The 26,765-nt window shown below is 48.8% G+C and carries 15 protein-coding genes and 2 pseudogenes; 4 read left to right on the top strand and 13 right to left on the bottom strand.

Annotation, left to right across the window (positions count from 1 at the left end; translation table 11 throughout):
- Nucleotides 1-321: 321 nt before the first annotated feature.
- Together QUB39_RS17845 and QUB39_RS17840 are read left to right on the top strand one after the other, a co-directional pair.
- The gene (locus QUB39_RS17845) at nt 322-1,665 is read left to right on the top strand and encodes an amino acid permease (RefSeq protein WP_333210852.1); all 1,344 of its coding nucleotides are present in this window, start codon (nt 322-324) and stop codon (nt 1,663-1,665) included.
- Nucleotides 1,666-1,690: 25 nt separating this feature from the next.
- The gene (locus tag QUB39_RS17840; RefSeq protein WP_333210854.1) at nt 1,691-2,359 is read left to right on the top strand and encodes a class I SAM-dependent methyltransferase; all 669 of its coding nucleotides are present in this window, start codon (nt 1,691-1,693) and stop codon (nt 2,357-2,359) included.
- Between the two features lie 155 nt (nt 2,360-2,514).
- Here QUB39_RS17840 and iscB read toward each other — a convergent pair.
- The 10 genes and pseudogenes from iscB to QUB39_RS17790 form a co-directional block, all read right to left on the bottom strand.
- Nucleotides 2,515-3,789 (bottom strand): annotated as a pseudogene (gene iscB / locus QUB39_RS17835) (RNA-guided endonuclease IscB).
- A 260-nt stretch (nt 3,790-4,049) separates the two neighbouring features.
- Nucleotides 4,050-4,184: pseudogene (locus tag QUB39_RS17830) on the bottom strand (RRXRR domain-containing protein); the annotation flags it as partial.
- Nucleotides 4,185-4,445: 261 nt separating this feature from the next.
- Nucleotides 4,446-5,669: a Rid family detoxifying hydrolase gene (locus QUB39_RS17825; RefSeq protein ID WP_333056445.1), complete on the bottom strand. Its 1,224-nt coding sequence runs from the start codon at nt 5,667-5,669 to the stop codon at nt 4,446-4,448.
- A gap of 299 nt (nt 5,670-5,968) precedes the next feature.
- Entirely contained in the window at nt 5,969-11,305 is a 5,337-nt protein-coding gene (locus QUB39_RS17820; RefSeq protein ID WP_333210857.1) for a response regulator, read from the bottom strand.
- 51 nt (nt 11,306-11,356) lie between these two features.
- Entirely contained in the window at nt 11,357-12,259 is a 903-nt protein-coding gene (locus tag QUB39_RS17815; RefSeq protein WP_333056447.1) for an HNH endonuclease, read from the bottom strand.
- Nucleotides 12,260-12,316: 57 nt separating this feature from the next.
- Nucleotides 12,317-15,412, bottom strand: coding sequence for a methyl-accepting chemotaxis protein (locus QUB39_RS17810; protein ID WP_333056448.1), 3,096 nt, complete (start codon nt 15,410-15,412; stop codon nt 12,317-12,319).
- 147 nt (nt 15,413-15,559) lie between these two features.
- Nucleotides 15,560-16,093 (bottom strand): chemotaxis protein CheW, encoded by a 534-nt coding sequence (locus QUB39_RS17805; RefSeq protein ID WP_039887356.1) that lies wholly within the window; start codon nt 16,091-16,093, stop codon nt 15,560-15,562.
- A gap of 699 nt (nt 16,094-16,792) precedes the next feature.
- Nucleotides 16,793-18,031, bottom strand: a complete 1,239-nt coding sequence (locus tag QUB39_RS17800) for a response regulator (protein WP_333056449.1) — start codon at nt 18,029-18,031, stop codon at nt 16,793-16,795.
- A 358-nt stretch (nt 18,032-18,389) separates the two neighbouring features.
- Nucleotides 18,390-19,214 (bottom strand): RNA-guided endonuclease TnpB family protein, encoded by an 825-nt coding sequence (locus QUB39_RS17795; protein ID WP_333210859.1) that lies wholly within the window; start codon nt 19,212-19,214, stop codon nt 18,390-18,392.
- Between the two features lie 139 nt (nt 19,215-19,353).
- Nucleotides 19,354-19,644 carry a helix-turn-helix domain-containing protein gene (locus QUB39_RS17790; RefSeq protein WP_333056451.1) on the bottom strand — a complete coding sequence of 97 codons (291 nt, stop codon included), beginning with the start codon at nt 19,642-19,644 and terminating at the stop codon, nt 19,354-19,356.
- A 723-nt stretch (nt 19,645-20,367) separates the two neighbouring features.
- Here QUB39_RS17790 and hmpF point away from each other — a divergent pair.
- Complete coding sequence (hmpF, locus tag QUB39_RS17785) at nt 20,368-22,113, top strand: pilus motility taxis protein HmpF (protein WP_333210862.1); 1,746 nt, start codon at nt 20,368-20,370, stop codon at nt 22,111-22,113.
- On the opposite strand, the gene tilS is transcribed toward hmpF, so the two are convergent.
- The 3 genes from tilS to ccsB all read right to left on the bottom strand — a co-directional run bounded on the left by tilS (nt 22,110) and on the right by ccsB (nt 25,182).
- Nucleotides 22,110-23,255: a tRNA lysidine(34) synthetase TilS gene (gene tilS, locus QUB39_RS17780; RefSeq protein ID WP_333056453.1), complete on the bottom strand. Its 1,146-nt coding sequence runs from the start codon at nt 23,253-23,255 to the stop codon at nt 22,110-22,112. The two genes, hmpF and tilS, sit on opposite strands and share 4 nt — an antisense overlap.
- A gap of 218 nt (nt 23,256-23,473) precedes the next feature.
- Entirely contained in the window at nt 23,474-23,899 is a 426-nt protein-coding gene (locus QUB39_RS17775) for a KGK domain-containing protein (protein ID WP_333056454.1), read from the bottom strand.
- 212 nt (nt 23,900-24,111) lie between these two features.
- Nucleotides 24,112-25,182, bottom strand: coding sequence for a c-type cytochrome biogenesis protein CcsB (gene ccsB / locus QUB39_RS17770; RefSeq protein ID WP_333056455.1), 1,071 nt, complete (start codon nt 25,180-25,182; stop codon nt 24,112-24,114).
- An 865-nt stretch (nt 25,183-26,047) separates the two neighbouring features.
- Here ccsB and QUB39_RS17765 point away from each other — a divergent pair.
- Complete coding sequence (locus QUB39_RS17765; RefSeq protein ID WP_333210864.1) at nt 26,048-26,749, top strand: transposase; 702 nt, start codon at nt 26,048-26,050, stop codon at nt 26,747-26,749.
- Nucleotides 26,750-26,765: the final 16 nt, after the last annotated feature.

Below are 26,765 nucleotides of genomic sequence, written 5' to 3'. Positions count from 1 at the left end.
TTAGTGCTGGTGATGAGAAGGACTAGAAATTTTGTCTTCTGTAATATCGATAGGCTCCCAGTAATTAATTGGAAAAATGTGGGGATTGTCACCTTTGAGTCACATTTGCTGTGGAAGCTAAGAGTAGACCTTGATTGTCAACCCTCTCCTAAATAGATTTTTAAGGATGAACAGTTCACGTTTCCAGCAACTCTTTTTATTTAATTTCTGGTATCGCAGGAATTCTAATTCTTCTGAGTCGGCGCCGGACTTTTGGGCAAAACGGAAATTGGTTTAAGCCTGGGTGTCGTAAAAAATTCTACTCGTTGAGAAGCTAAAACTGTGGATAGATTAGAGAACACTGCACTGGTGGAACGTAACGAACCCCAAACAGGGACTCCAAAACCCTCTATTAGTCTAATTGATGCGATCGCCCTGATTGTCGGGCTAGTAATCGGCGCAGGCATTTTTGAAACCCCTGCTCTGGTCGCGGCTAATACCGGAACCGTTGGTGGTGTCATAGGAGTCTGGCTGATAGGCGGTGTTGTGTCATTGCTGGGGGCACTTTGCTACGCCGAATTGGCAACTACATATCCCCATGTCGGCGGCAACTACTACTACCTGAAACGGGCATTGGGGCAACCGATCGCAGTTTTATTTGCCTGGGCACGCATGACCGTGATTCAGACTGGATCGATCGCGCTGCTGGCATTTGTGTTTGGCGACTATGCCTCTGAGCTATTTCGACTAGGTGGCTACTCCCCTGCAATTTACGCAGCAGTCGCGATCGCCCTGCTCACAATGCTCAACATCATTGGACTGCGCCAGAGTAAAAGCCTCCAGAACGGGCTAGCGGTGATACTCGTTTTAGGCTTACTGCTGGTCATCGTAGTGGGTCTGGCATCCTCCCCTCCTCCCGTCCCGGCCCTTTCCTCCGATGCCTCCCGTACCTCTTCCTGGGGCTTAGCGCTGGTCTTCGTGCTGCTGTCCTATGGTGGTTGGAATGAAGCCGCTTACATTTCTGCCGAAATTCACAACCCACAGCGCAATATTTTGCGATCATTCCTCTGGAGCATTGGCATCATTACAGGACTTTATCTGCTGATTAATCTGGCATATCTGCGGGGATTGGGTATCGCAGGCATGACCGACTCTCAAGCCGTTGCATCAGATTTACTGCGGCGAGTGCTGGGTGAACCGGGAGCCGCGTTTGTGAGTTTACTGGTTGTGACCGCCACCCTGGGGTCGATCAACGCCAGCATCTTTACGGGGGCACGCAGCAGCTTTGCTCTGGGGCAGGATAGGTCTGCATTTCGCTGGTTGGCACGCTGGCACCCGCATCCGAGTTCACCGACAACCGCTTATTTATTGCAAGGTGCGATCGCGCTGACCCTGATTGGGCTGGGAACCTTCACCCGCAAAGGATTTGAAACAATGGTGGACTACACTGCGCCCATCTTCTGGTTTTTCTTTTTGATCAGCACCCTGTCGTTAATTGTTTTACGCATTCGAGAACCCGATCGACTACGCCCGTTTAGCGTACCGTTTTACCCGATCGTTCCCATAATGTTCTGCGCCATTTGTGGCTACTTGCTCTATTCCAGCCTGGTTTATACAGGCATCGGCGCGATCGTAGGGGTCATCGTTGTTCTACTGGGTATTCCCTTTGCCCGTCACACTACATAGCAACTTTTTTTGGAGATTTACAATCGTGCAACTCAAAACCATTAGGCAATCATTCTTTGTTGGCGTTAGCATTTTCAGTTTTGCTGCGATCGGCTGTACCCAACAACGTAACTTTGAGACAGTGGCTCCAACTCCGGCTGCCGCATCCCCAACTAATTCTGTTTCCGATGTGGCTCAAGCGACTCCTAGCCCCACAACAGAAGCTCCCACCCGTCAACCCGATGTCGTTTACGTTCCAACCCCTGTACCGGTTGTGAATGAAATGCTGCGGCTGGCAAACGTGCAAGCCAATGACGTAGTTTACGACTTGGGTAGTGGAGACGGTAGGATTGTGATTGCAGCCGCTCAAAAGGTTGGCGCGCGGGGCATTGGTATTGACATCAGCCCAGAACGCATTCGAGAAGCTAACGAGAACGCCAAAAAGGCTGGCGTGACCGATCGTGTCCAGTTTCGTCAGGAAGATTTATTCCAAACAGACTTCAGTGAGGCAACAGTTGTCACGCTTTACCTACTGCCAGAACTCAACGTAAAACTGCGCCCCAAATTACTCAGTGAATTAAAACCAGGTACGCGCATTGTTTCCCATGAATTCGATATGGGCGAGTGGAAACCTGAGCAGGTAGTAAAAGTGGACGGCAGAACAGTCTATTACTGGGTTGTACCTGAAACTCCTCCTGCTAATTTGAAGAAGTAGTGAGACTATTGCAGCTTGAGGAGTCAGACTCTAGATACTTGGCACGTAGAAAGATCGACGTGCCAGCTCAGCACTCTAACTCACCGAAGAACGAGCGAGAAGCCCCTGGCTTTAGACATGGGGAGGAAAGCGGTTGCGACTTCAGTCGCCTTGAATCAAAATCCATAGGAATAGCCATCTTTCTTGTGAATAGGCTTGCAATATTTATGACTAATTCCTGCTACTCTTCCCTTAGTTGTAGCAAGATCGAATGAGCCAGATGCACGGCAAAGAACTCGTCCCACATAATAGCCAACTTTTTTGCCTGCGGTGACTGTTGCGCTGATAATATCGCCAGTCTGAAAACCGAAATGAATTTGTTTTCTCGACTTGTGACGAATTGGGAAGCCAAACTTATTTGTGCCACACATTTGTCGAGTACCGTGTCCTGCTGCCTTGATTAGCAGCGGTTGACAAATCAGTACCTTTAATTCTTCGACTTTGCCGACACTTGCAGCATCTAACCAATGAGATTTGGGTAGGTTTAGTCGAGTGCGATTGAATTTTGTCAAGCCACCACTGCCAGTAGAAACTGGTAAACCAGTCATATTAAGTCGGTTAAATAATGCCCAGCGAGTCGAATTGACTGCTGCTGCATCTTTTAATGGACGTTTTGCTTGAGATAAAATCCGCTTCAAAATCTCTGGCTTTTTAGATAGGAATTGCTCAACGTCTTGAGTACCTTTCTTTTTGTTGCAAGCATCGCAAGCAAGGCAAAGATTAGAAATACGATTAGATCCACCTTTAGCTTTGGGATGAATGTGTTCGACTTGTAGAGGTGTATCAGTAACTCCACAATACGCGCACTTTCTGTCTCATTTGTTCAACAAATATTCGCGAATTTCGTAGCCACATAAAACGCCTTGTTGGTATTCTAGTCCACTAATTTCTGGGTTCTCTAGTTGTTGTAAGTCGAACCGCACAAGTTCTTGAACAATAGAAGAAATGGGAGCAACTTTCGTCAATCTAGTTACCCAGGTTAGGGTTGTTTCGACACGATGCTGTAAGCTTGGGGCTAACCATCCTTTAGGACGAGTCCTGTTTAAAAATCTAGCTTTCCGATAGCGAGTATGGCGGTTTCTCCTTCCTCTACGCAGTGAACGGCGAGACTCAATGCTAGCTTTGATGGATTGACCTCTGTGAGTTAATTCTGCACCAAAAATTACGCTTTCTCCTTGGAGTAATCCAATTCCTGTAGTTTTAGACCCAGGATCTAATTTAAGGGTGATTGGTTTTTGGATTGTTGTTGCCTCTACCTTGAGAATTATCGTAAATGGATACCTTTTGAAAACAGCAGCTTTGCCAGCGGTTAGCAATTTACGAGCCATTCCTGGGCGCACTGGATTGAGCGGTTGCTTGTGGCTATCAATTACAAAAACGAAATTAGACATGAAGTCCTCCATTGCTGGGTAAAGTTCGCTCCCTTGAATGTTTTAAGAGCTTTTTAGACTGAAGGCACTGGCTTAACCCCGTTAAACCTGTTTAACATTCAGTGATAGAGCGGAAAACTAGCGACGCATTCGCCGGTATCATGACTCGAAAAACGTAGGTCTAATCCTGTCTCTGGTAAGGTTCGGGCTTTCTTCTTGCACCGCTGGCGATCGAGTCGGAGTTTCTAAAAGCCCCCGCTTTTAAGCGTGGGGTTCCTTACCTTGAGAATTATCGTAAATGGATACCTTTTGAAAACAGCAGCTTTGCCAGCGGTTAGCAATTTACGAGCCATTCCTGGGCGCACTGGATTGAGCGGTTGCTTGTGGCTATCAATTACAAAAACGAAATTAGACATGAAGTCCTCCATTGCTGGGTAAAGTTCGCTCCCTTGAATGTTTTAAGAGCTTTTTAGACTGAAGGCACTGGCTTAACCCCGTTAAACCTGTTTAACATTCAGTGATAGAGCGGAAAACTAGCGACGCATTCGCCGGTATCATGACTCGAAAAACGTAGGTCTAATCCTGTCTCTGGTAAGGTTCGGGCTTTCTTCTTGCACCGCTGGCGATCGAGTCGGAGTTTCTAAAAGCCCCCGCTTTTAAGCGTGGGGTTCCTTACGTTAAATAACCGCAATACAGTCAATCTCAACTAACACATCCTTCGGCAAACGCGAAACCTCCACACAAGCGCGCGCCGGTGCAGTTTCTGCATCAAAATATTTCGCATAAACCGCATTCACGGCGGCAAAATCATTCATATCTTTGAGGAAAACCGTAGTTTTTACCACATCTAACCAAGTAGCGCCGGCTTCTGTGAGAATGGCTTCGAGATTTGCCATAACTTGTTCGGTTTGTTTTGCCACATCGTCGGTGTAGACAATATCGTTTAGTCTAATGTCGATCGCAATTTGACCAGCTACAAACAGCATAGTACCCGTAGCGGCGATCGCTTGATTGTAAGGGCCCACGGGTGCGGGTGCTTTGTCAGTACGAATAATTTTGCGCGTCATAGATATCACTTTTTGGGATTCTTGTTGATAAATTTCCGGTTTGTAAAATTCTCCATCGGGCATGATTGTACCAGTTAAGTCTGCATCCTTGATGTTCATACCATAAGTCTTGGCATCAGTCAAATCTGCTCTCTTAAGCTTAGCAGCCTCCAGATTAGCTCGCATCAAATTAGCTCTTTGAAGACCTGTTCTCTCTAAATTTGTCCCCCGCAAACAAGCGTTTCTCAGATTGATTCCTGCCAATTCGGCTCCAGCTAAATCGGCTTCTGCTAGATTGATACCCGACAAGTCATAGTTATACAATTTCACACCGCGAAGCTTGGCTCCATGAAGATTAGTATCTTTGATTTTTACGCCAGTTATCTCCGCCCGACTTAAGTCTGCTTCAGTCAAGTTTGCTTTAATTAGGTTTGCGCTGTTGAGGTTAGCTCTGCTCAAACACACTTCAATCAAGGATGCTTCAGTGAAGTTTGCACCAGTTAGTTGGGCATCACTTAAGTTTGCTTCCTTCAAGTTGGCATTACTAAAATTAGCAGAATTCAAATTAGCCTTACTTAAGTCAGCACCGCACAAATCTGCATCAGTGAAATTTGCAGAAGAAGCTGCTACTAACCCGCTCAAATTTGCACCTTTCAGAGATGCCTTCGTGAGGTTTGTACCATTAAGCGTTGCTCTCGTTAACTTTGCCTCATTCAACTCTGCTGCTGTCAAGTTTGCAGAGCTTAAGTCGATCCCATTCAAGTCTGCACCTTTGAGGTCTACACCTCTGAGCATAGCCGACTGAAAGTTGCGTTCGCCTTTAGCGTATCTTTCTAAAAGTTCTTCAGCGTCCATAAATAACCGATCGCCCTTCCGCTAAACCCCACATTCCCAGCCTACCACCAAAACCGAAAGCGCGATCTAAATCCGCATCAATCCATTTTAATCTGCGGTCAATCAACTCCCTTTTTCAACCGCAGATAAACACAGATAAACCCAGATAAATTATATCAAATTCGTCCTTCCTCGGAATCATCCCTCTCTCTATTCTCTTTCTCTGCGTTCTCTGTGTCCTCTGCGGTTTAATCAATCCAATTTCATCTGCGGTTAACAAATTCCCATTTTTCAACCGCAGATAAAAGCAGATTTACACATTACACACCAACCGGAGCACCAACAACCTCACCTTTCAACATCCGAGAAGCAGCATCAAGCAATTGCTCCTCCAAATAAGGCTTAGTGAAATAGCCCTTCGCGCCCAAACTGTAAGCCATTTGGCGGTGTCTGTCAGCACCGCGAGAAGTTAGCATCGCGATCGGCAATTCACACAAAACCGCATCCTTCTGCATCCGAGAAAGTAGTTCCAAACCATCCATTCTCGGCATCTCAATATCGCAGAAAACGATATCGCAAGGCAGACCAGATTTCATCTTTTCCCAAGCTTCCTTACCGTCGCGAGCTTCTTCCACACGATAGCCAGACTTCTCAAAAGTAATCGACAAGAGCGATCGCACCGTAATCGAGTCATCCACAATCAGCACAGTCGGCTCAGTCTTCTCAATTTCCGCCTCCTTAGTAGCCTTCTCGCCCTCATCCCAAAGCGTACCGCCAGTGTCCTTCCGCAGCCTGCCGGTAGCCAAATCGATCAGCTCCAGAACGTCCGCAATCGCCACGATCCGACCGTCTCCGAGCACCGTGGCCCCAGCAATCCCGATCGGCTTGGGCACCGGCCCCTCCAACGGCTTGATCACAATTTCCTGTTCTGTGGAAACCTGATCCACCTGCACCGCCAAGAAATTGCCAGCAGAGCGCAGCACAATCACCGAAATCATGTCATCGTCAGTATTAAACCCGTAAACACTGCCCCGACCCAAATGGCGGCTGTAAGCCAGCAAATCCCGCAGCGGCCGGAACGGCAAACTTTGACCCCGCCACTCAATGCAAGGCAAACCATCCGCCCCCGTCGTCACCTGATCGCGAGGCACATCGATCATATCCTCGACCCCATCCATCGGGAAAGCAATGCGAGCTCGATCGCTAATGCAAGTCAGAGCCTTAGAAATACTCAACACGAGAGGTAAACGGATGGTAAACACAGTCCCCTTGCCGATCGTTGAATCGATCGACACAGTGCCCCGAATCTCCTGCAGCGAAGTCTGCACCACATTCATACCGACCCCCCGGCCGGCATACTCCGTCGCCTGTTCCTGAGTGCTGAAACCGGGCATAAACAGCAAATCGTAAACTTCCGAGCGAGACATCCTCTGAGCCTGAGCCGCCGTCAGCATACCTTGCTTAATCGCCTTCGCCTTCACCCTTTGCGGATCAATTCCGGCCCCGTCGTCAGAAACCGAAACCACCGTTTGGTTCCCTTGGTGGAAAGCGCGAATCGTAATCCTGCCGACTGCAGGCTTCCCAGCCGCCAGACGCACCTCCGGCGCTTCGATCCCGTGAGTAATCGCATTGTTCACCAAATGAGTCATCGGGTCATATAGCTGATCCACAATCATCTTGTCGATCAAAATCTCCTTACCCTCAACCTGCAACTGAGCCTGCTTCCCGCACTTAATCGCGATTTCCCGCACCGCCCGGAACAGCCTGTCCGTCGTCTCCGCAAACGGCTTCATCCGGGCGCGAGTCAAACCTTCTTGCAGTTGAGTCGTAACTTGCCGCAGTTGGCGAGTCACCTGATCCGCCTCATCCACCAAAAACTCAATGTCCGCAGCCGACTCCCGCACCCGCACGATCAGCTCAATAATCTCCTGAGCCAAACTGTGGAAAGGAGTAAACCTGTCCATTTCCTCTGGTCTCCAGGCACTTTCCCTCGTGTGGGCCGAATCCTCAGAGCGCCAGGCCGATCGGTGTCCCTGCCGGTTTGCCAGCAAAGCAATCTCCAAAAGACTCCGCTCGTAGAAATCCTGAGTCCGCTGGCTCACATCGCTCAGCAGCGTTACCTGGTGCAGCAAATTGTCCAAAAACTGGCGCATCCGTTCTTGGTCTTGCTCCAAACTGTTGCGGTTCACCACCAGTTCCCCCATCAAATTGCTGAGGTTATCCAGTTGCTTGACCGGCACCCGCATCGTCTGGTCGCCGAACCCGCCCGCGCGGGCATTCCGCCTGGGTCTGTTGATCGCCGACGGCCCCATATTGCCTTCCCCCTGTGAGCGGCCGCTGTCCTTGGGATCTTCGAGCAGTTTTTCCAAATCGCCAAATTCGTCGTCGCTCTCATCGGCAGCGGTGCGCGCGGCTTTACTAGCAGTTGTCGCCGGTAGCCCGTGAATTTCCGGCATAGTTGCGCTCTCGCTGAGGAGTTCTTCAAGATCCGAGAAAACTTCTGTATTTACCGGACTCTGATTTGTACTCGCAGAAGCTGCTATGACAGCTCCCGCACCGCCTGCAATTAACAGTGCTTCTAAATCGTCAAAATTGCCTTCAGAATCATCCTCATCGCCTGATTCGCCATCGCCAAAAAAGTCTGCCAGCGACCCCTCATCTAACTCCGAGGCATCGGCCTGGGCTGACTCGTCCTCAGCGTCCCAAAAGCCCGTCGTCAGTTCCGAAGTCACCAAAACCTCAGCATCGATCGAATCCAACAAATCATCAAAACCCTCCAACTCTGCGTTGTTGAGAGTAGCGCCGGTTTCCATCGCCGAGAGCAAGTCAGCATCGCCATCAAACATACCATCGAGAGATTCAGCAGGCAGCGGCTCTAAATCCACACTCGAAAAATCAGTTTCCAGGGCATCAAACAAATCATCTTCGCCCTCATACTCCCCGGCGACATCTGTTTCGGCTCGATCGAACAAATCAGCACTCACCCCGCCTGCCAAACCATCGGGCAGTTCGGCCGACAATTCTTCCTCATCATGAGCCGCGCCCTCATCTGGCGCCACTACAGCATCGGGCTGCTGCACCAGCCCTTCCCCAAACATATCCTCCAAGAAATCGAAAGCTGCGCCCTCATCAGATTCGAGATTTGAAATTTCCGACTCAGGACGATCGTCGGACAAAGCCCCAAGTTCAACCTCTGCCGAATTTGCCAAGCCTTGGTCGGAAACCGCCGCACCATTGTTATTATTGTCGAACAAACTCCCCAAGTCGCCCTCATCAACTCCCAAATCCGCACTCAGCAATTCTGAATCCCCATCCTTGGGCCAACCCCCACGGGCTTGCCCCGAAGCTTCTCCCTCATACTCCGTACCCGTAGGTACAGAACCGAAAAGCTCAGCCAAATCGGCAGCTTCTCGGGAAGTAGCCACTCCTTGCCGATCCCGCACAGTCTGTTCATCCTCAGAAATCGCGTCCGAGGTCATATCCCCAAACAGCGCATCCAAATCCGTATCGTCCCCTTCCAGGTTGAGCGATTGCACAGACTCGTCTTCCAGGCCGAAAGCATCTTCTAGCCAGTTTTCATCTGCTGAGATATCTAAATCAGAATTTGATGTCATGTTAAGAACGTTGCCCATTTCCTCATTTTGTGCGGTGCCTGCAGCTTGAGCTCGATCGCCCCCGTTCTCCCCACCTTCGTCTTCTGAAGAAAGGAAATTAGAAGTAATCCCCAACAACTCGCTCAAATCCGAATCCTCGCCCAGCTCAGAGAACAACTCGAAATCATCCATTTCAGGCTCTTCAAGCGCTTCGGCATTCGCTGAATCATTATTGTCCCCCCCGGCTGCCGGCTGCTTCGATTCTCCGTCTAAAGCCTCCGACTTCAGGGAATACTCCGAAGAGACTGCCTGCCCACCTGTTGCCTCAGATAAGCCTAAATCGCCGAACAAGTTCTCGAAATCAGCATTGTCCTCCGTACCACCAGCAGAAGTTTGGGCCGCCACTTCGTCCAACAGCGTACCGAGAGCATCTTCGTCAGCTTGTCCCCTCGCTGGGGCCACCGTGTCGGATCGCCGCTCCAAACCGCCCCTACCGTTACCCGTTTTAACCTGGTTGCGGGTTAACCGCTGGCTCGAACCCGCATTTTTCCGATCGGCAGCTACTGTCGAGCCCTCTGCCTCTTCTCCAAACAGCAAATCCTCCCCAAACAAACTCGTCAGGTCATCAATCGGAGGCGTCCTATTCGTTTCGGAACTTTCCGCATCGTATTCGTCAAACAACAAATCAGTAAAATCGCCGGAATTGTCATCATCGTCTAACCCCAGCATTCGGGCCGCCGATATCCCAGAAGAGTGTGCATAGTCGAGGTCTTCTTCTTCTTCCCAAGCGCCGTCGAGATCCGGGGACTCGCCGTCAAACAAGTCAGCTAAAGTGTTGAGTTCTGCCGCGCCCACTTCCGGGCCGCTGCGGGTCGAGCCTCTAAAAGCACCCGTCTCTATATCCGATTCTGCGAAGGCGGAATCTTCGTCGAACTGGGACGATCGAATGCCATTGTCATCGTTGCTGTCGCCGCTATCGAGTTGGTCGAACAGCTCGTCTATACTCAGCCCAGAAATAGTCGGCAGCAACTTGTTCAATCCATCCTGGGCATCGCCCGAACCCACCAGATCCCAGGCCTCATCCTCAACAGAAACCACATTTTTCCCGGATTTACTCGTCGGTTGAGCGAAGGCCAGCAAATCTTCAAAATCTGTTTCTGGAACCAGAACAGCCGGCTGCAGCGACAGAAGTTTTGCGCTTGGGGCGATCGACGATTCTAGACCAGAAATTACCAGTTCTTGCGCTTGTTTGATGTCTTTGATCACCGTTGGGGCTAAGGTACGGTAGGTATTGTCTGGGTTGGCGATCGCCTTGGATACAGCTTGGATCAATTCTATCCAGCAGGGCAGTTCAAATTCTTCCCCCGCCCTGAGCAAGTTCCGACAAATGTTCTTAAGTTGCCGCCTGCTTTCTGGCCCCTCCGGCTGTTTAAACTCTTGCAGGAGTTCCCGCATCCTCGCCGGCACGTCCGAGTCAAATACTAGCTGCAGCGCGCTGTCTTCTGTTGTTCTGGCATCAGGTGCGTAAACTGACCGCGAATCTGGAAAACTCTTTGATGAGGCAAAGGCCCCGACTCCCACCCCCGCCATAACTGGTTCGGGTACTGACATCGCGTAGCTCTCGTCTGCATGGTGTTCTCCGTGTCCAACGAGTCCCCCCAAGTGCCCATTAAGTTCTTCAAATACTGGTTCTAATTCTCGAACCATCTGTTCTCCCAATTCTTCTGTCAGTCCAAAAGGCCCCGACAGTTGCTCTAACAGCCCTTGCAATGTGTCAAAAATTCGCAGAAAAAGGGACTCTAGCTGTTGGTCTACTTTAACGCTGCACTCTTTTAATACTTTAAAACTATCTTCTAGTCGGTGAGCTGTTTGCTGAATGCTCGTCAGCCCCAGCATTGCTGCTCCTCCTTTGACAGAGTGAGCGGCCCTAAATACTTCGTTGACCAGTTCGGGGTCTTCGATCGTGGTTTGCAGATTCAGCAACCCTTGTTCGATCGTATTGAGGTGGTCTTTTGCCTCCTCAATAAAGTAGCCCATTATCCTCTGTTGTTGCTCCGGCAGCATAGTTTTATTCCTGATTTTAAGCGTTATTGTATTGGGTCTATGTTAGTAGTTCTAGAGAAGGTCTCTGTATATCTCGCCCCTTGCCAAGAGAATAATCTGACTGCGAGATATCGCAAATGTCCTGGCTATTTTTGTTTTCGATATGCCCTCACTTAAAAGATAGCGAATCTCGCGCACCTGTTCGGGTTGGAGTTTGCGGTGGATAGATATCTTGCCGGGAACGAAAGGAAAGCGGTTTTTTTCTATAGCATCGCGGGAGTTATCGGCGGGGGTTCCTTCCCACAAATGGTCAGGATTGACACAACCGCGATCGTCGCAACTGTGACACGCAAAATAACCGGGTTTAACAGGCCTTCCCAGTTTGTGTTCCAGTACAAGTCTGTGAGCGTAGAAACTTTTTGTTTTGCCATTAATTTTAGTACCCTTAATGGCGTAACCATCACTTCTTTTAACCAAGGTACAAATCATGCAGCCGTTCGGCTGTATTTCAGCGCGAATGCCTGGAATTACTTCTATGCCTCGCACTTGTTTTTGAGGTTTCGGCGCAGATGTACTTCCTACATCTTTAATTCGTCCTTTCTTAAACCTATCTTGAGAATTTTCCAGTCTAGAACCTTCCCATAAATGGTTTGGATTAATGCAGTTGCGGACATCACAAGTGTGGCAAGCAAAGTATTCCGGTCTAATCGGACGACCTAAGATATTTTCTAATACTAAACGGTGGACAGTAAACGTTTTCCATTCACCGTTAATGCGAAGTCTTTTGTTTGCATAGCCACTCCTAGATTTGGTTAGGGTAGAGATAATACAGCCCGTCGGCTGAACTTCACCAAAGATGCCCGGTATTACCTCTACTATGTTATCGTCCATCTGTGCAACTCCTACTTCCTTTAGGTGTTGAATTGGCATCCCCGCAGGGGTTTCAAGACTGCGAGGTTGCTTTTTGTATGCCATTATTGCCACACTAACGTGCTTGTAAATCAGCCCGCAAAAAAAGCATGAGACAATTGATTATTGTCTTTCTGCTGTTTCTACTCGGAATCTTTCCACCGATGTCAAAAGGTCGCGAGCAACGCCCACCAAATTTTGCAAAGCACCCGAAACTCGCTGCGCTTCTTGGGACGTTTCCTGAGCGGTCAGCTCGACAGCTTGCATCACACTGGCGACCGCGCGAGCTGTTTCGTTTTGCTCTACAGTGTCGGCAGTAATCGATCGCACTAGCACGTCAATTCGATTAGTAACTTGAATGATATCTTCAAGCGATCGCTTCGCCTGTTCTGCCAATCTTGTCCCCTCAATAACCTGCTGCGTCCCTTCTTCCATCGCCGTCATTACCGCGCCGGTTTCGCTTTGAATTTGCATCACGATCTGTTCGATTTCTTTCAAAGACTTAGCCGATCGGTCTGCCAATTGTCGCACCTCATCTGCCACGATCGCAAAACCCCTGCCCGCTTCCCCAGCTCTCGCCGCCTCAATACTGGCGTTGAGGGCCAACAAATTCGTCCGGGAGGCGATCGTCGCAATTAAAGCCACAATCTTAGAAATTTCTTGAGAAGCTTCCGCCAACCTCTTGACTTTTCTCGTGGTTTCTGCTACTGTTTCGCGAATTTCCAAAATCCCGGCCACCGTCCGCTCCACAGCCTCGCCCCCTTTCAGAGCCGTTGCCGCCGCGCCCCGGGCCACTTCTTCCGCCTCTCTAGCGCTCTCTGCGACCCGCTGAATCGCATCGGTGAGGACTTGCACCGAATTCAGCGTTGCCGCCAGTTCCTCAGCTTGCCGCAGCGCGTCTGAAGACAAATCGCCCGCAAACTTGGCACTATCTGTCGCGCCTTTGCTGACCTCCCGAGCCGCCTGCTTCACCTGATGGACAATTTCGCGCAGATTTTGAATTGTCAAGTTAAACGAGTCAGCAACAGCACCCAAAACGTCTGCGGTCACTTCTGCCGTCACCGTCAAGTCACCCCGGGCCGCTCCTTCCACGTCGTCTAGCAAGCGAATCACTTGGCGCTGCAAGTCTTCTTTTGCCTGTTCCTGCTCGTCAGACTTGCGCCTAGTATCGCTAATCGTGGTTTGGATGACCTTCGCCATGTGGTTGAATTTAGCAGCCATTTTGCCAAATTCATCTTCCGAGTAAACCGTAGCGCGAGCATCCAAAGTTCCTTGAGATACGGCATCGAACTGAGCTTGCAAATTGTCCGACGACTTGCGTACCTGCTTGGCGATCAACTGGCCGATGCCCCAAGAAGTTAAAAAGCTGGTAAAGCCTGCGGCTGCAGTCATTACCCAGCCTGTTTGGCGCAGGTAAACGATCGCCTCCGGTTTGTCTTGCCGCAGAGCTTGATAGGAGGCAATGTTGGTGACGAAAGCCACAGCTACCAGAGAAACAAGTCCCGCCCCGATTGCCGTGTACAACTGTTTTGTAAACAAAGGGGCATTTTCCAAGAAAGCCAGTCCCCCCTGTTCTACTGTTACCGAAGTATCGAGCGCTTCTGTTTCTGTGGGAGAAAAAGTCGACACAGACGTATCAGCCGGGCCGCTTATGCTAAATATTTCGTCATCCCGAATTGCTGAGCCATCGCTGTTGTCAAAGTCCAGGCTGCTCCCAGTCGTTCCCATCATGCCGCTGGTCGAGTTGCCGAAATTGGTGTTACCTCTAGTCAAGATCGAACTGGTGGCATCTTCTGAGATATCAAAGTCCGGCAAATTGCCCAAATCGTCAAATTCGTCAAATTCGTCTAAAAAGTCGCTGTGTTCTTGAGCGTTCCCAGTTTTTGACGACCAGGCGCTGTTGTTCTTGTCGGAAGCCCCGAAAGCTGTTGCTTGTTCGTTTTCGTCGAAAGAGAAAGAATCGCTAAAAGCGTCGTCTTCAAAAGCATCTAACTCGAAGTTGTCTCTAGAGCTAAATGCCGGGGGTTCCGAGTCGCTGTAACCGTTGCTGTTGGAGGAGGCTGGATCGACTGAATTAAATTGTCCCCGGCTCGACCTTTGACTTTGAGAGTTGGGGACAGCACCTCCCATCAACAGCGTTTCGTCTTCCGCCAGCGAATAGTTTGACGAGTAGTCCGACCCGTTATTCGACTGTTTGTTTTGAGGTCTAGAAGACCCGAAACCCGACGAGGGCATCGCCTCGGCAAAGGGGTCTTCATCTTCGACCCCAGGTGTGTTATGACCGTAATTTTGGCCAATCTGGGGCGGGGATTGGTAGTCGTAGTCGGAGTTATTGTCGAATTCGTCTGGCAAATCGAGCGCACCAAAAGGTTCGCCAAAATTGTCCGAGGGCCCGATGGGGGAGTCTAGTTGGTTCGAGTCGAAGGAATTCCCGCTTTCTGAAGAGGCAAAACTTTGACCGTTGAGCATCTGAGTCGGAGCTTCGGAAAACGAATCTCCTGAGTAAGGTGCGCTTGAACCAGAAACTTTGCTGCTAGACAAGTCAGCACCATCAAACCCTCCATCATCTAAGGCAAAAGGGTCTCCAAAGTCCGAGTCGGCAAACTCGTCTATGCCGTCTAGCGAGCCGGAGTTCTCAGCATAAGCTGCCATTCCGCCGCTGTCGCCACCAAAGGGGTTAGAATGTGAGGCTAAATCTGGGACTGAGCCTGCGCCATCGTCGTCTTCTGGTTCCCATCCCAAGCCACTCATGCCTAAGTCGGCCAAGTCCTCGTTTTCCATGTCGTCTGGGGATTGACTTCTATAGGAAAGGGATGGGGAATTTCCTTGGAAAAGTCCCAAATCCGGGTCTTCTAACCCTTCATCAAGAGATAAGTCTGGATAGAATTCTAATTCAGTTTCAGCAGACAAAGCCTCGAAATTTTCCGTTTCTAGTTCTCCAGATAAAAATTGGTCTGTGTAGGTAATTCCGCTGTGAGCGTGTTCTACCAAACTCTGGTCATCACTCAGACCTAGCACAACCGTGTACTGTTCCCGCGCCACCTCATACTGTTGCAGTCCGTAGCAGTAAATGTGTCCGCACAGCAGGCGAGCGCTGGGGTCTTCGGGAAAATCTTCTACTAATTGATAAACTAGGGCTGCGGCTTCTGAATAATTGCCATCCATGTAGGCCGCTTCTGCCCGTTGGTAGTCCTGCTGAAAGTTGGTACTTGTTGCCATTTGCCGCCCTCTTTGGATTTTAGATTTTAGATTTGAGATTTTTGATTTTTATCTTGAATTGAATGTTTAGATGCGCGCCTCACGTCGTGTGACTGTTTATGATTAGACCTCAATCGAAAATCGCAAATCGCAAATCTAAAATCGATTTCACGCTGCCCACCGCGCCGAGCGCAGAATTTTCACTTGATCTAGCAGTCGGAGCACTTTCTGAGCTGGTGCACCTAACATCCATTCTCCCCTCAGAAATGGAATCATGCCGTCTGGTGCATTGTTCTGAGAGTGCAGTTGCTCTACGTCGAGCCAGTCCATCCCCACAATTCGATCGACTGCCAGCCCCAAAATCGTGTCTTGGTCTTCCACAGCCACGATCGGGATTTCGGGTCTATCTGTGTTCAGAGGTGTTTGGTCTCCCAGAAATTGGCCGAGGTCTGCCACCCAAATCACTCGTCCTCTCATATTTAGCGTACCTAAAAGCAAAGAGGAAACGTTGGGGATCGGTGTCATGCGGTCTGGGGACGGGGATAGTACCTCTCTAATCCCTGTCGCTGGCAGAGCGAACTCGTTCCCCGAAGGAACGTAGAACCGCAGGTGCAGCTCTCCTTCGGGAGTTTCTAGTTCTTGGAATTCCGGAGCCGGATCTACGCCTAGTCCTGGTAATATAAAGTCTGGGCTACCGCTAATCATAATTCTGACACCTGCATTTCTAGCAAAATTGTTGAGGTTTCCCGCCAAGAAGAAGCCGATCGAAACTTCGATGGTCGAAACTTGACACAGCCAAGCTTGACACAGCCAAGGGGTGAATGGCGCTACTGCCGGAGGTACTTGGCAATAAATTTGTTCCGTCAATAATTGACTGCCAGCAATAAATTCGCGCGACCAATGCTTACAAATTAGCTCAAATCGACTACGAACAATTAATTTGAAACCCCTAAAGCTTCACTTTGTAATCCCACCGCCGTCTCAATTGGTAAAACTCTGGGTAATTTCTGCGATGAATGCTAAACCGATACTGGGATTAGCGAGGAGTTGTTGACATGGCTGATGTCCCGACAATCATGAACGGAGTCAGTTAAGACTGAGAATTGGACTCTCTGGCTTTGTACAGAAATACCTAGCAATAAGTAGCTCTGTACATCAGTTTTTCGGAGCGGCTGCAAGTGGAGAACAAGTATATTATATTTGCACTTTGAGCGTGTTAGACCCACTTGGGTCTAGAAATTGAACAGAGTTTTACCGACGCCCTTATGCCAGCGCGCGGATTTATACATTCTAGTTTATGGTGCGATCGCCAATAGTACGTCCAGCTTTCTCTTTGTGGTGGCCGAGACTCGATCTAACCGCAGGTACAAAAAAGCTCCCATCATGCCATGGGGGCGAAACTTATTTTTCTTCTAATTGGTCTTCTAGCGATCGGTCTAATAATCTTTCCGAGAGATTGACCCGAGGGTAGCCTGGGCCCACATATTTTTCTACCAGCATCAATAACTCGCTTTCACCAAAAGGTTTAGTGTAAAAGTCTGTAGCTCCGGCCATGCGGGCTTTAACGCGATCGATAAATCCGTCGATGCCCGTCAACATCACGATCGGCGTCTGCCGGAAAGCGCTAGAACTACGCAGCATAGCGCAAATTTCGTAGCCGTCGAGTTCCGGCATGGCGATGTCACACAGAATTAAATCGGGTTTGAGTGGAAACACCAAACTCAGGGCTTGGAGGGGATTGCCGATCGTAGTAGCTTCGTAACCGTGTTCATTTAAAATTGACTCGACTGTTTTGCGAATAGTATTGTCGTCGTCAATACAGACAACTCTGGGAACTTTGGTTTCTGGGGACGACCATTCTTTTTTGTTGTTGGTGGGGGCTACAGAGGGTTCGTAAAATACTTGCACCAATCCCTGCTGCACAAAGGGGTAAATCGCCTTAGCGACAGTGAGCACGTCTCGGTTGAGGTAGCGCGCCATTTGGCGGATCGAAGTGTGCCCGTCGGCCCAGCGTCTGAGAGTATTAAAGGTGTTGACAGGCAGCGCGACTCGCAGCTCGGAGGGATCTGAAATCACCGGGCATTGGTTGGGCGACTGAATGTGAGGGTGAAACTGCTTCCACTGCTGCACCTGTTTGACAATCTTGGCCAGGAGCGAACTAATTTCTAAGCTGGTCAGTTGAGGAGCCAAAGCTGGGCCCATTTCAAAAGTGAAGGAACCCTGGTGGAGACTGAGCAAGTCAAATAGGGTTTCGTGGATCATGCTCTGGATGATGTTGCGGCCTTGAGCTGGGGTGAGGATGTGGTTTTCTAGCAGGGCCCAGAGGTAGCCGTATTCTGGGGCATTGGTAGATGCCATATAGGGAACTTGGATTTTGTCGAGGGCGGTATCTGCTTTGTAGCGGCGCAGGTAGTCGCGCAAGCGAAACAAACTGCCCGCACTCTGGGTAGCGTAAATAATCTGACCGTTGAAGCAGAAGACATACCAGGATTGTCCTGCAAGGGAGCGCGAGGTAGGTTGAGTACCCGTGCCGCTGCCGGTGGAGGTGTAGGCCTCTACGAACAGTTCTCCGGTTCGCTGGCCTAACTCAATCAATTGCAGGATGCTGCGGATGTCTATTTCACTCAAATTTCCCTGCATGCAGCTAAAATGTCCTCCTTAAAACCGTTGGCGTCTGAGATCGGAAAGACTGTGTGCTGGCGAAAACATTGACTTTAGTTTCCGTCAATAATTTACGCGCTGATGCCGATCTCACAATTGGGAATTGACGAAAGGGCGATACTTGCTGCCGGGTCTCGGCCGCGCTACCAGTCCACAAGCTGAAACCGCGCAACTCGCGGCATTCTCTAAGTGTAGAGTTTCACCTTGTATTCCGTTACATAAGACCTACTCACATCTACTCATGACTAGACAAGTCTACTCAGTAGTATTGTAAAGCTTACTTCCTGTTTCATCCTGGCGGTGTCGAAACTCACCAGTCCACAGGCACGATCCCCGCCTAACTGACGGTTTTTGACAAATTAATTGCCGCGTTTAAGTCACGGTCAATCACCAATCCGCAATAGGAGCATTCAAACACTCTCTCGCTCAAGGAAAGTGTTTCTTTTTTTGTTCCACAGTTAGAACAGGTTTTACTGGACGGGAACCAACGGTCAGCAATTACCAACTTTGAACCGTACAACTCGCATTTGTAGGTTAACGGGCGGCGAAACTCAAAGAATCCCAGAGCGGCAACAGACGCAGCCAACTTATGATTAGCCATCATTCCGCTTACATTCAAATCCTCTATGACCATTAAACCGTGATTTTGGGCAAGTAATGTCGTCAAGTTATGTAACGTATTTTTACGTGTGTTAGCTATTTTTTTATGCAGTCTCGCTATCTTGAGTTGCGCTTTTTGACCGTTGCTTGAACCGATCATTTTAGGGCGGTTTAGCCCTTGCCTTCTTGACCTTTTGGCTGCATATTTTGGGTAGGATTTTGCCCCAGCAATTACTTCACCTGTTGAGAGAGTAGCTAATGCTTTAATGCCGAGGTCAACTCTGAAAATGCTTGTATTGCCTGATTCCTGCTGTTGGGCGTCAAACCGCCAACTGATAAACCACCTGTCGGGTTGACGGGATATCGTGCAAGACTTGGTTAATACTTGTGGCAATCTTTCATAAGTTTTCAAAATGCCAATAACAGGAAATTGAATTTTATTGTCACCCAAGATTTTAACTGCGCTTTTTAACGTGAAAGAGTCACGCCGCCCTTGATTCTTAAATATCGGCACTCCCCGAGTTTTGTTAAAACACCGTTTCCCTGCTTCGCGCAATGCCATTCATGCTTGCTGCGGTGTAGACTTGCTGCATTCATATAGCAATCCTAAATGATTCGTGTAATTCTTGTAGGGGCTCTCCCCACGCCCGGTTGCCCCAACTTGGCTGGGGTAGGCAGGGGGAGTAGGGGTAGCACTACCCCTACATATTTTTACAAATGATGCGAGGATTGCTATAGTACCAAGGATTTTTTGATTTCACTATAGCTACTAAGAGTTTGTGCAAGTCAGTAGCTGTGGGAAGTTTGAGCTTTTCACTCTCGTTGGTTTTATTGTGGTGAAGTATATTTGGGGTCAACCACAATCCCCAATTCAACGCATGACGCGCTACTCCACAATGCTGGGCTAACAATGTGCGAGTAAGTTGATTATTCAGTTTCAATTCGGTTTTGAAGCCTAACAGCATTTTTACCTCTCTATCGCTTTGAATCACGCTATATACTGCTTCAATCCCTACTCATTTCAGAAGGAATGAGTAGATGTGAGTAGGATTTTGGTTACAGTTTCTCACCCTCAGTGCCGATCGACCTTTTTGCTCGCCCCCCGCGAGCGTCATCGGCTCGCGTCATTACCCTATTCTAAGGCAGCGCGGTTCAAATCCCTAGTCCGCCGAAGGATGGCGTCCGCTTGGGGGTAGCGATGGCTTTTCTGACGATCGAGCCGCAACTAAAGCCTGGTACAATCAATAGAAAGTTTTTGACGGACTGACCTTTTTCAGCTTTAGCCTATGGCAGTCTTCGCAGTGAGAGCTAGTCTTTAATCAAGTGGCATTGGTACTGCTGTCTCATTCCTCCAGACAACTGGTGACGCCCGTAATTTCTGGAAGTTCTCCCGTGAGAACGTGCTATGCGTTAGTGCTGAAGAAAAGTTAGAAAAAATGCTATCCCCCGATTGGGCAAACAATACCAAGAAGTAAGACTTAATTGGCAAAAAGCGATCCTTACTTGCCTACACTTGTTTACTTTAGGTAAGTTGACTAAAAATCACAGGCAGTGTTATCTTTAGTCAAGAACCTTTGGCTTAAGGGGGATAGCCTACTTATGTTGGAATTAGCCGTCTACCCAACAGCGTAGGAAGTAAACACCACTTATCTTTTAGGCCTTTAAGTAACTTAAAGTAAGTTGGGATAGGTTTTACGAAGCAGAGGACTATTAGTGTGCTGTATCTAGCGGAAGTACAAAAACAGAGAAGCGGCTTTGGTCTCGGTGGCGGTAAGGCTGAACTGAAACTGCTAGCTTGTCAGCGGGGCGAACATAACTGGAGCGCCGTACCAGGTGATGACGCGATCCCAGTTGAGGAAGCTAATAAGTTTAACGACGGCACGCTGGTGCTGGTTGAGTTGAGCGCTAGCAAGCAAGTGCAGCGGATTCAGGAGGCGGCCCGCCAGTTGGTGAGCATTCTGCAAAATTTCTCGCGATTGCAGGACAAGTTTAAGGATAAGGAAGAGGAAATTGAACAGTGGAAGGCTTCTCTGACGTTTTCGAGTCAGGAACTCAATCGCCGGGAAATGGAAATGCAAGCCCGCGAAGAGCAGTTGGCTCAAATGGAAGAGGAGTTGGAGCGGCTGGAGGCTCAGCGCTCGGAAATTGAAAATACTCGAGATGAAGCTAACCGACTGCGAGAAGAAGTCGATCGCAGTCGCGTGGAAATTGAGACGGCTTGGGAACAGTTGCGGGGCGAGCAGCAACGGGTGGCCCAGCAGCAGTCTGAGGTTCCGCAGGGGGCAGTGGTTGATGAGCAGCAGACCCAGAGGATTCAGGAGTTGATGCAGAAGCTGGGAGGGGCAATTGCTTCGGCCCAAGGGGTGCGGGAACAAATGAATCAGTCTCTTGGTGCCGTGGGCGCTCAACAGGCAATTCTGGATCAGCACTGGCAGCAGTTGGAGCAAAAACAGAGCATAGCTCAACAGCAACAAGAAGAGGTCGATCGACAAAATCAGAGCCTCCAAAACCGCTGGCAAGAGTGGTACCAATCTCAAGATACTTTGGCCGGGGCTCGGGCGGAGCTTAAAGGACAGCAAAGTACCCTCAGCGCTAAGCAGGCTCAGGCTCAGTCGGTGTCTTTGCAGGTGCGGGCTGTTGAGGAGCTTTACCAGCAAGTTTCCAGGCTCGCATCTGCTTCGGGTGCTGCGGGTACGGAGCAGAAAGTAGATGTGTCAGCTTTGGAGAAGATGCCTGTTGATGAGTTACAAGGGCTGGTGCAACACCTGCAACAGGATTTGGAAAAGGTGTTCCGGTTTGTTAACGATCAAGAGGAGGAGTTGACTCTGCAGCGGGAGACAATCGAGGAGCTGCAAGAGAAAATTCAAGCTGCTTCCGAGTACGATCGCATGGCTTTGGAAAATGAAATGGCAGATGAGCTCGAAAGTTATCAGATGTTAAACGAAACTCTGGTGGGACAGCGCCTCCGGTTGCAGGAACGAGAAGATGTTTTAAAGCAGCATCAGGCGGTGCTGTGGCGGCGGCTGGGTACTGCTAATGCTTCCAAACAAGAGCGAGGAGATATTGATTTGGGGCCGATTGTCGCACAGCTCAATACTCAGCGACAGCAGCAAAGCCAAGAATTGCAAAGACTGGAAAACGAAATTCAGCAAGTGCAGGAAGCAATATCCCAAATAGAGGCAAATGTCAACCGCCAAAATGGGGAAAGTGAGGCGAAACGCTACGAACTCAAGCAGTTAGAGCAGAATTTGTTCAACCAGAAAGGTGCAGTGGCGCAACTCTGGGGCAGGGTGAATGTTTATCAAGAAATGTTGCAGCCGGTGCAGGACAATTTGAATGCGCTACGCCAAAAGCTCGAAGCGGTGGCGGGGGAACTCGATCGGGTGCAGGAGACGGGAGACGAGCAAAATCGGGTAGTTTCTGAGTTGCGGCAAGTCCTTTCGAGTTTGCTCTCAGCTTAAAATTTAATATGTAAAATTATCGAAGGGTGTTCGACTCGACCGATCGCTCCTCCAGGAAATGGATCGGTTTGCGATCGGTTGGGGGCTACTATTAAGCTCGTTAGTTTTTCTACGCTTTCAAAACTGGGCGCCGAGGGCAATATTTGTTGCAGTAGTTGCCGCATTGCCCGTCGCTGCAAGGCAAGGGGTGCTTCGCGCAAAATCGGGCGATTTAACTTGACGGGAAGTTGAAAATTCACCTGCATATTGTCTGCAATTGGAGACATTGCTCGCTGTAGCAAGTCGCTGGCTGCAAGTTCGAGATATTCTACGTCGGCGCGGAGAAGTTCGGCTGTTTGGGCTAGGGCTTGTTGGGCTTTTGGGTTGAAATGAGTTTCCAAATAAGGCAATAATTCCGATCGAATCCGGTTGCGAGTATATTGCAAGTCTTGATTTGTGGAATCTTCCCAAATTGGTAGTTTTTGCTCTTGACAAAATTGACCTGTTTGCGATCGAGTTATTTCAAGCAAGGGACGAACTAAATAGATTTTAGATTTTAGATTTGGGATTTTCGATTGGGAATTTTCATCCTGATTTTCCAATCTAAAATCGGCCGATATTTGGGAGTTGGGATTTTCGCCGGAATTCGCCAATCTAAAATCTAAAATCGGCAATCCAAAATCGGCGAGGGGCCGTTTCCAGGTGAGGGCAGAAAGTCCGTCGGCGCCACTGCCGCGAATCAGGTTGTAGAGGAGTGTTTCGGCGCGATCGCTAGCTGTATGGCCTGTAACAATGTAGGGGTAGTTGTGGGCGATCGCAATTTCGGTTAAAGCTTGATATCGCCACTGTCTGGCCGCTGCTTCTGTTTTCGGGATGTCCCAGGCTGTTTCCAAATAGTAGGATATTCCCCAGTTTTTAGCTAATTGTTCTACATGATTAGCCGAGGCTTCCGAGTCAGAACGCCAACGGTGATCGCAGTGAACAATCGCTAGATTCCACCCCCATTTTGGCTGCAAATCTAGCAGTAATTTAATTAAACACAGAGAATCTTGTCCGCCCGATACTGCTACTAGCAATCGCTGATTTGATGGCAATATTTGTCGGTACAGCAGCGTCTTGTGCACTTGAGCGTGGAGGTGCGTCCAATTGGAAGATTCAGCCATGAGAGCAGTTTTTTATTAAGCAAAAATCAGGAAGTTAGGATCGCGAATTAAATAACTTACAATTTTAATTGTTATTGTGGGACGCCCATCCCACAAACTTGTGGAAGTTATTTAATTCTCATTCCTTAGAAAACGAGCATTGTCCGGGATTTAACGGATGGATTTTCAGCAAAGAAGGGGAACCATCCCCCTCTCCCAATCTCTCAATCTTTGCCTTCCTAGCTCCACATTCCTATACTTTGGGGGTCGCGGTCTGGATACCTAGAAATAGGAAAATGATTACTTATTTCTGTTGAGTCACATTGATTTAATGGCTCATCTATATCGGTTTGAGTTGAGCTATCTACCGCAGAGTTTTGCAGGGTGTCTGAGCTTTCGGCAGCGGCAGGAAGGGCTTTTTGTTCTTTGATTTCTGGTTCAAGCGGAATGAACTCCAGACGCATTCTAAGTTTTCCTTTAGTCCAGTTTTTTCCAGCACTTAATAGCTCGCAATCCAGGCCGTCTGAGAATAATTTTTCGTCTACCAATTTTGACTGCATGATTGCCATAAATTCGCTGACTTTGAATGTACATTGATACATCAAAGCGCTGGTAGGGGCAGACACAACATCGTCTTCTTGGGGAAATATTGGCGATTCGTCCATATTAATTGTCCTTATTTTAATGAAGGAAGTTCGGCAACGGATTATGTAACGGATGTGAGGAAGACCGAAGTTATAAGAAGGAAGAGGGAGTTAATTATTAGAATCTCGCTGGTTAAGTAAGGTGGGAATTGCCCACCCTACAACCGGAGATGATATTAATCCCGATTCTTTGACTTATCCTGTTCTTCTGTGGCCCATTGGTGGATTAGGAATTAGAAAAACCAACCGTAGGAATGTAAACCTTTGCCTAACAGATTAACGCCTAGATAGCAAATCCAAACTACCACAAAACCTGTGGCTGCTAAAATTGCTGGGCGTCTTCCCTGCCAGCCGCGAGTAATGCGGGCGTGCAGGTAGGCAGCAAATACCAACCAAGTAATTAGCGCCCAAGTTTCTTTCGGGTCCCAACTCCAGTATGAGCCCCAAGCTTCGTTAGCCCAAACCGCACCGGCAATAATGCCAACAGTTAGTAAAGGGAATCCTAAACCGATGATGCGATAGCTAATGTTATCAAGAGTTTCTGCTAGATTCAAGCGCTGGGGCGAGAGAAGTTCTGCGGTTTGAGTTGGGGCGGTTGATGTGGTTTGAACGGTGGCTAATTCAAGGACTGCGGTGGTGCCCAAACCGTTATTGTTGGAGTTGAAAGAGGGTTCGCTGAAAACTAATGCGCTGTCGGCGCTGGTTTCTGCATTTTGAGGTTCGGGGTTTTGAGGGCGTTGGAGGCGGTAGTTGCCGTTGCGGTTGCTGTTGGTGCCGAAGGAACTACCGGTGAGTTCGATTTTTTGGCCGCGGGTGACGATTAAAAAGGCGATCGCCAGCAGGGCTCCTACCATTAAAGTTGAGTAACTGAGCATCATGACGCTAACGTGCATCATCAGCCAGTTTGATTTGAGGGCGGGTACTAGGGGCTCTGCAGATTGCATGGTTGCGGGCAGAGTCAGGGCTGCAAAGGCGGATATTGCCATTGCTACGGGGGATGTGGCTACTCCTACTAAGCGGGAACGACTCATGTTTTCCGCGACTAGGTGGATGGCGGTGATTCCCCAAACTAGAAAAAATAGGGATTCGTAGAGATTGCTTAAGGGGAAGTAGCCTGCTTCTATCCATCGAGAACCGAGTAAAGCGGCGATGGATAGGTTGGCGACGCCCATTCCTGCGGTTCCTAGGGCCCCCAGGTAGGGAATGCCGGGGAATGCTGCGCCAACCCAGTAAATGAGCATTGTGGAGAACAAAACGGCAAAGGAGATGTTGTCCAGCCAGTTCTGGAGTACGACCAGATCCATAAAAATTACTCCGGTAGTGTTTTTACTTATTTTTGCTAACTAGATCGATCGTACTGGGGTTGGGCAGTTTTGGGTTTAGGATTTTGAATTTTTGTGGCAATTATGAGTGATTGGCGGTTGTTGAGGTACGGGCGGGCGATCGCGCGGACGCATCAAACAAGCTACTATTGACCCACCAGACGAGTGTCACCCCGTCAAGTCACGCTTGTTGATTCTGGCTGAGGGCTTGAGGTTGGACGAGTTCCAAGGAAGGAAACACGGAATGCTGATGGGCGAAATTCGATCGCCGATTCACAAAATTAGGATTTACGCAGAGGGGGCCGGAAACCGGGTTTTTTTAGGAAAATCCTTCGTTCGTACTCGAAGATTAAGTAAAAAACCCCGTTTCTTGGTCGGGAGTGCGTCTAGGACTGAAAATATAGGATGTTTTTTGATCTGGGGCGATCTGGAATCCTTTAGAATTGATTGAGCTGAATTACCCATTTGCTGTTTTTGCAACCAGCAAAAAACGGAAGCCCCCGACAATCGTTGTGGATATTCCCCAAATTTTAGACTAAAGCTCAACCTCCCAGATTTATCAAGGCGAGTCAAATCTAAAATCTAAAATCTAAAATCTAAAATGGACTGAGGGTTCGAGCAGTTGCATAGGTTAGAGGAGATGTTGGGTTAATGCGTCGAGATTCAATATTTTACCTTAATGTCCGCAGAAGGCTCCCGCTATAACCGAGGGGGATTTATCGAGATCCGCGAGTCCCCCCGATGGTTTAGCGGCGAGATGAATGCCGACCAGCTAACGATTGAGCGATAGCGAATCATTATAATTATACCCGTGTTTGTGTTGGGTAAAATGTGGTATCATTCTACCATGTTAGTAATAGAAGCAAAGTTAAAAGGAACTCAATCACAGTACAGTAAGTTGGATGAAGCAATCCGCACCGGACAATTCATCCGCAACACTTGTCTGCGATATTGGGAAGATAACAAAGGAGTCACTAGGAATGACCTCCAAAAGCTTTGCTCGGTACTAGCTAAAAACAAGGAAACCCCTTGGACGAAGAAGCTTAACTCTCAAGCTAGACAGGCTCACGCAGATAGAGCGTGGTCTGCTATTGGGCGTTTTTATGAAAACTGTAGATTGGGTAAGCCTGGTAAAAAAGGCTACCCCAAATACAAGAAGTTCAGCCGTTCCATTGAGTACAAAAACAGTGGATGGAAATTATCTGCTGATAGAAGACAGATAACCTTCACCGATGGTTTTGAAGTAGGAACGATGAACTTATGGAGCTCTAGGGATTTGGTCGGGTATTCAGAAAAACAAATCTCTAGGGTTCGAGTTATCAGACTTGCTGATGGCTACTACGCTCAGTTCTTAGTGAACTGGGATAGAAGAGAGGAGCATGAGTTTCAAGGAAAAATGACGGGAATCGACTTAGGGCTTAAAGAGTTCTACACCGATTCTGATGGAAATACTGTCGATAACCCTCGATATCTGAGAAAGTCCGAACGGGGAGCGTGTCACTTTTGCAATGAGTATAAATACCCAAAAATACTAGGGCAGAGGTTTTGAGCTATTTTTGGGCAAA

Origin of the sequence: Microcoleus sp. AT8-B5 (assembly GCF_036705565.1) — a bacterium.
Taxonomy (GTDB): Bacteria; Cyanobacteriota; Cyanobacteriia; order Cyanobacteriales; family Microcoleaceae; genus Microcoleus.
This window is presented reverse-complemented; position numbering and strand designations above follow the sequence as displayed.

Excerpts from the sequence above, each read along its gene's own strand:
- QUB39_RS17795 (WP_333210859.1), bottom strand. The coding sequence starts at position 19,214 with ATGGCATTGCGCGAAGCAGGGAAACGGTGTTTTAACAAAACTCGGGGA.
- ccsB (WP_333056455.1), bottom strand. The coding sequence starts at position 25,182 with ATGGATCTGGTCGTACTCCAGAACTGGCTGGACAACATCTCCTTTGCC.
- QUB39_RS17825 (WP_333056445.1), bottom strand. The coding sequence starts at position 5,669 with ATGGACGCTGAAGAACTTTTAGAAAGATACGCTAAAGGCGAACGCAAC.
- QUB39_RS17800 (WP_333056449.1), bottom strand. The coding sequence starts at position 18,031 with ATGCAGGGAAATTTGAGTGAAATAGACATCCGCAGCATCCTGCAATTG.
- tilS (WP_333056453.1), bottom strand. The coding sequence starts at position 23,255 with ATGGCTGAATCTTCCAATTGGACGCACCTCCACGCTCAAGTGCACAAG.
- QUB39_RS17820 (WP_333210857.1), bottom strand. The coding sequence starts at position 11,305 with ATGCTGCCGGAGCAACAACAGAGGATAATGGGCTACTTTATTGAGGAG.
- QUB39_RS17775 (WP_333056454.1), bottom strand. The coding sequence starts at position 23,899 with ATGGACGAATCGCCAATATTTCCCCAAGAAGACGATGTTGTGTCTGCC.
- QUB39_RS17765 (WP_333210864.1), top strand. The coding sequence starts at position 26,048 with ATGTTAGTAATAGAAGCAAAGTTAAAAGGAACTCAATCACAGTACAGT.
- QUB39_RS17810 (WP_333056448.1), bottom strand. The coding sequence starts at position 15,412 with ATGGCAACAAGTACCAACTTTCAGCAGGACTACCAACGGGCAGAAGCG.
- QUB39_RS17815 (WP_333056447.1), bottom strand. The coding sequence starts at position 12,259 with ATGGCATACAAAAAGCAACCTCGCAGTCTTGAAACCCCTGCGGGGATG.